The sequence below is a fragment of the Methanobrevibacter cuticularis genome (assembly GCF_001639285.1).
Taxonomy (GTDB): domain Archaea; phylum Methanobacteriota; class Methanobacteria; order Methanobacteriales; family Methanobacteriaceae; genus Methanobaculum; species Methanobaculum cuticulare.
Window position 1 is genome coordinate 1 of sequence record NZ_LWMW01000161.1, and the last position, 4,007, is coordinate 4,007.

6 protein-coding genes are annotated in these 4,007 nt (G+C 24.9%); 3 read left to right on the forward strand and 3 right to left on the reverse strand.

All coding sequences use genetic code 11. The features are described from left to right. The 3 genes from MBCUT_RS10150 to MBCUT_RS10160 form a co-directional block, all read left to right on the forward strand. The coding region (locus MBCUT_RS10150; RefSeq protein WP_394327064.1) for a hypothetical protein at nucleotides 1-217 on the forward strand (217 nt) is incomplete at its 5' end. A 263-nt stretch (nucleotides 218-480) separates the two neighbouring features. Next, complete coding sequence (locus tag MBCUT_RS10155) at nucleotides 481-1,674, forward strand: AAA family ATPase (protein WP_067260706.1); 1,194 nt, start codon at nucleotides 481-483, stop codon at nucleotides 1,672-1,674. A 277-nt stretch (nucleotides 1,675-1,951) separates the two neighbouring features. Then, entirely contained in the window at nucleotides 1,952-2,539 is a 588-nt protein-coding gene (locus tag MBCUT_RS10160; RefSeq protein WP_067260709.1) for a DNA-3-methyladenine glycosylase I, read from the forward strand. 302 nt (nucleotides 2,540-2,841) lie between these two features. Here MBCUT_RS10160 and MBCUT_RS10165 read toward each other — a convergent pair whose 3' ends face one another. The 3 genes from MBCUT_RS10165 to MBCUT_RS10175 all read right to left on the reverse strand — a co-directional run. Next, entirely contained in the window at nucleotides 2,842-3,210 is a 369-nt protein-coding gene (locus MBCUT_RS10165) for a HEPN domain-containing protein (RefSeq protein WP_067260713.1), read from the reverse strand. Beyond that, nucleotides 3,203-3,505: a nucleotidyltransferase domain-containing protein gene (locus MBCUT_RS10170; RefSeq protein ID WP_067260716.1), complete on the reverse strand. Its 303-nt coding sequence runs from the start codon at nucleotides 3,503-3,505 to the stop codon at nucleotides 3,203-3,205. The genes MBCUT_RS10165 and MBCUT_RS10170 overlap by 8 nt, the downstream gene beginning before the upstream one ends. Nucleotides 3,506-3,693: 188 nt before the next feature. Continuing rightward, nucleotides 3,694-4,007: transposase (locus tag MBCUT_RS10175; protein WP_211263809.1), on the reverse strand; the 314-nt coding region annotated here is incomplete at its 5' end.

Below are 4,007 nucleotides of genomic sequence, written 5' to 3' on the forward strand. Positions count from 1 at the left end.
AAAGGTCGATGGAGTGGAAAAAACATCCAATATTTCAGAATTAAATTTCCAAAAAACCCTACCAAAACACGTCAAAAGAAGAATGAGAGAAATCAAAGGATCAAAAGGAAGAATCTATTTAAAAAACGAATATAGAAATAAAAAAACAGAAGAAAAATATCAAAATAGATTATTTAATGATTTAATGATAATGTTGGCAAATAATAACCACATTTAATCAATAAAAAAATAAAAGAATCTTACAAAAGAAAAATATCAAAATCAGTAAAGTATTTGACACTGCCACTTTTTTGAAAACTTATTTATAATATAAAATTAAATGTAAATATAATCACTTTTGATTATTTAATCATATGTGATTACATCTTTTTATAATCACTTTTGATTATTTAATCATATATGATTACATTCTTTTATAATCATTTTTGATTATATAATTATATTTATAATAAAATTAAATACTAAATGAGAGGGAAAATCATGGAAAAGTTACCATGGGGAACAAATTCACAGTTAACAGATGATGAATTTTATAACAGAACAGATGATATTGAGCACCTCAAAAACTTTTTAGAAACAACAAGTTTAGGCACACCTCCAACAATCCTTTTATCTGGAATTAGGGGTATTGGAAAAACTGCACTTCTTAAAAAAATAAAAAATGAAATGGATTCTGACTATCTAATAGCTTATTTAGATTTAAGCCATAGCTATAGCTATCAAATTGGAGAGTTAGATGAAATAGCTTTAATGCAATATTTTTACACCGTATGGATAGACTCATGCAGTGAAAAACATTTAAAAAGGTTTATACCAAGAATTAAAGAATACTTTCAAAAGAATAAGTTCTATTTTGAAAAAATCATAGAATTTGGAGATTATCCAATACCTATTCCAGAGATAAAGGATGATTATTCTGGAATTTTGAATTTAGTTTTAAATTTACCTCAAAAAATCTATGAAGAAAACCAAAATCAAATTAAAGGAGTCATAATGATTATTGATGAATTTCAAGTTTTAAAAGACTTAGGAAAAAATTTAGATAGTTTTTTATGGTTTTTTAGAGGTATTATTCAAAATCAAAGAAATGTTGCATATATTTTTTCTGGATCTTTAAATTCTAAAGATACAATAATTGAAAAAATATCTGGTAAAACAGGAGCTTTTGGGGGGAGAATGTTAACTTTTCCAATAAATCCATTTACAAAAGAAACAGTAAAAGATTATTTAAATGAACGATTAGAATCATTAAACTTTGCAGATGATGGTTTTGAAAGGTTTTACAGTTGCACTAAAGGAATTCCTTACTATGTAAATACATTTGCAAATTTACTTCCAAAAAATATTTCATTAAATGATAAAACAGTTAAACAAGAATTTATTAATAGTTTACCATTTCTTGCAGATCATTTAAAACAATTATGGGGCGGACTGGACTTAGTTGAGCAGAAGATTATTACCACTATAATAAATGATATTACAGAAAGGAAAAAGATTGCTAATGAATTAAATAGAACTTCTGGTTCATTAAGTAGACATTTAAATAAACTTCAAAATATTGGGTTTATTGAAAACTTGGGGAATGGAAAATATGGAATTTCTGAAATAATATTAAAAGCATGGCTAAAAAAAGAATACAATGATAAAGGAGTTTTTCCATATAGAATACCTTAATTATGAAAAAGAATTATCTATTCTTATTTTTAAAACCACTAAGTACAGTTGTATCCTAAAAGTTGGTGTTATATTTAAAAAATTAATTCTCTTTAAAATCATTAACTGCTTCAATGTATCAGTATTTATATAATCTATTGGTCATTTATAGTATAATTATTACTTTTCATTAGCTAGGATTAGAAATAATATTTATTTAAATTATAATAATACAATTAGCAGATAAATGAGAATGAATACAAATATATTAGATATAATTTAATAGCTGCTGATTAATATGTCAAAATATGATAATGAAGAATCAATATATAAAAGACGTTGTGAGTGGTGTAAATCAGAACCTATTTACATCAAATATCATGATGAAGAATGGGGAAAAGAAGTTACAGACGACCGTACAATGTTCGAATTTTTAGTGTTGGAAAGTGCACAGGCAGGTTTAAGCTGGATAACAGTTCTTAAAAGACGTGATGATTATAGAAATGCTTTTTTAGATTTTAACATCGAAAAAGTTGCTAAAATGACTAAAGAAGATGTGGAATATTTGATGAATAATAGTGGAATTATTCGCCACCGAGGAAAGATAGGAGCTACAATTACCAATGCTCAACACTTTTTAGAAATACAAAAAGAATTTGGTAGCTTTTGTAATTATTTGAAAACCTTTTTACCAGAAGGAAAACCAATTATAAATCATTGGAAAACAATTCAGGAAATTCCCGCTTCAACACCTTTATCTGAAACTATCAGTAAAGATATGAAAAAACGAGGCTTCAAATTTTTTGGTCCAGTAATTTGTTATGCATATTTACAAGCAGTAGGTTATATAAATGACCATTTAGAGGATTGTTCCTTTAAATATTGAGTTCACAATTAAATAATATTAAACAATATTGCATAATTTATTATCTAATTAAATAATATTAAACAATATTGCATAATTTATTATCTAATTAAATAGATATTAAACTTTCATTAAATTATTCAAAAAATAACAAACGGATTTTAAGGGATTTGACCTTTTTATCTTAAGATTAGGACTTGTTCGCAGATTTTTAGCAGTTTTTAGATTATATTCATTTAGGAATATTAAAAAAAGAAGTTTAACTCCTTATTTAGACTAAAAGTGTTATATTGTATTGTTTTTTAATCTTTTCTGCATAATTTTTATAAGAATTTTTTGCATTCTTCTATGAATTTTTTGGCTCTATTTAGGTCTTTTTTAGCTTTTTCTTCTGAAGATTCAAAATAAAAATCATAATCGACTTTTAATCTTTCTTCATGTAATTTTGATAAGAGTTTACCTATGCCTTTATCAAACTTATCATTTATTATGAATTCTAAACCAAATTTTCGCCCAATTCCTTTATGTGTTTTAGCTTTTATTCCTTTTTTAACTAATAACGCATTTGCAGAGTAAAATACAGCATAATATGATCTATTAATGCTTGTATCATAGTAACCATTTTGAAAATTGGATTCTGCTGATTCTAATGTTTCTATTGATTTTTTAAATATTAAATTATAATCATCCAATTACAATCCCTTCCTTATTTACATTAGTGTAGAATGAAGTATCTTTATATTTCTCGTAGTGTTCAATAGGGATTATTTTAGGGGAAATATACTCATTTTTTTCAATCAATAAATCAAAGGTAATATCAAAAACATCATCTTCGATTTTATCTTCATCAGTAGTTAAAATAAGAATATCAATGTCAGAGTGTTTGGTGTCATCCCCTCTTGCAACAGACCCAAATAAAATGATTTTTACTATTTCTGAATGATTTAAAGATTTTGCGAAGTCTATAGCTAATTGTTTTCTATCCATAAAAAAACACCTTTTATATAATATATTTTTATTTTTACTAATTATATTATATAAAAGATATTATATAATTTTTATTGCCATTTTTTTGTATTTTAATCATGCATAAATTATAAAAATATAATTTTAATCTTAACAAGACCCATTTTTTGGGATAGAAAAGTAGTATTTTAGTCCTGAAAATAAAGTTTCTAATTAATGTATGTATCAAGCCAATTTTCTACTAATGTTCTGGAATTGGCGTAGATATAGAAATATCGCGAAAATTCCGTCATTAAAAACATTTCATCTTCAACATATGTAACTGATAATTTATCTTTTATAGAGTACCAAACTCGTTCTATGGGATTAATATCAGAAGCATACTTTTCAAGAAATACTAATTTTATATTAAGAATTTTTGCAATTGTTTTTCCAATTTTAGCTATATGTGTTTTAGCATTATCCAAAACAATCACGATTCTTTTTTCATTTTCAAACATCTCTTTCCAATCTCCTTCTTTTA

Excerpts from the sequence above, each read along its gene's own strand:
- MBCUT_RS10155 (WP_067260706.1), top strand. The coding sequence starts at position 481 with ATGGAAAAGTTACCATGGGGAACAAATTCACAGTTAACAGATGATGAA.
- MBCUT_RS10160 (WP_067260709.1), top strand. The coding sequence starts at position 1,952 with ATGTCAAAATATGATAATGAAGAATCAATATATAAAAGACGTTGTGAG.
- MBCUT_RS10170 (WP_067260716.1), bottom strand. The coding sequence starts at position 3,505 with ATGGATAGAAAACAATTAGCTATAGACTTCGCAAAATCTTTAAATCAT.